Origin of the sequence: Salinivibrio socompensis S35 (genome assembly GCF_000513715.1) — a bacterium.
GTDB lineage: Bacteria > Pseudomonadota > Gammaproteobacteria > Enterobacterales > Vibrionaceae > Salinivibrio > Salinivibrio socompensis.
In genome coordinates this window covers 1-784 of the sequence record NZ_AQOD01000259.1, presented here as the reverse complement: position 1 = coordinate 784, position 784 = coordinate 1, and the positions used below count along the sequence as shown (strand labels likewise).

Annotated in this window: 1 pseudogene; it reads right to left on the bottom strand. The window is 52.2% G+C overall.

Annotated elements, in window-relative coordinates:
* Positions 1-616: pseudogene (locus DZ54_RS23085) on the bottom strand (transposase); the annotation flags it as partial.
* Positions 617-784 lie beyond the last annotated feature (168 nt).

Genomic DNA, 784 nt, shown 5'->3' with positions numbered 1-784 from the left:
TGGCGCGGCTAATGTCGATACCCGCTCGGTTCAGCATATCGACTTGAGATATAGCGGCAGTGCATCCACATACTTGGCGGTCACGAGCGGCGACAAACGCCTCGTGGATCAGCCTAAGCTTTTAGATCATGCTAGCCGGCTTCGGTGCGGTTACTACCTGGCTGGTTTCAGCGGTTTGCTCGCACTGGCGACAGGCATATTTGGTGCGCTCATGACGAATGACACTGACCCGCTGCGGCACGATTTTCAAGGTTTCGCTCACTTCCTTGCCACAGGCGTGTAAGGGCGTGTCGCAGCACGCGCAATAGGGGGTATTTAAGGTGTGGGTGTGCACCTCACGCTCAAGATCAGCAGGTAGGGGTTTACGTCCTGTTTTACGTCGCGCCTTAGGCGCTGAGGGTAACGCATCTTGCTGCTCGGCTTCGTTGAAGGTGCCTTTCGCCACTTTTTCACTTTGCGCGGCAAAGCGTTTTGATTGGCTCAGATTTAACTGCTCAACCAATAACTGAACGTGGTTTTTTAACGCCGAGATCTCTTCCTCTTTGTCATGCAGCAACGCCTCTTTCGCCAATAGCATGGCTTTAAGTTGCTCGATATCATCAGGGAGGTCGGTCATTGAGCGTCATCTTCTTACCGTGTAATGGCAACAAGTTTGACGGCTCAAAAGGATCGTTCAAGGGCAATATGATGATCACTGTCATGGGTCACACTTCTAGTCCCTTTAAAGGATGATGCCCGTGACTGTTTTCCAGTGACAGTCCCGATAGGAGCCAGTGGAGTTGCG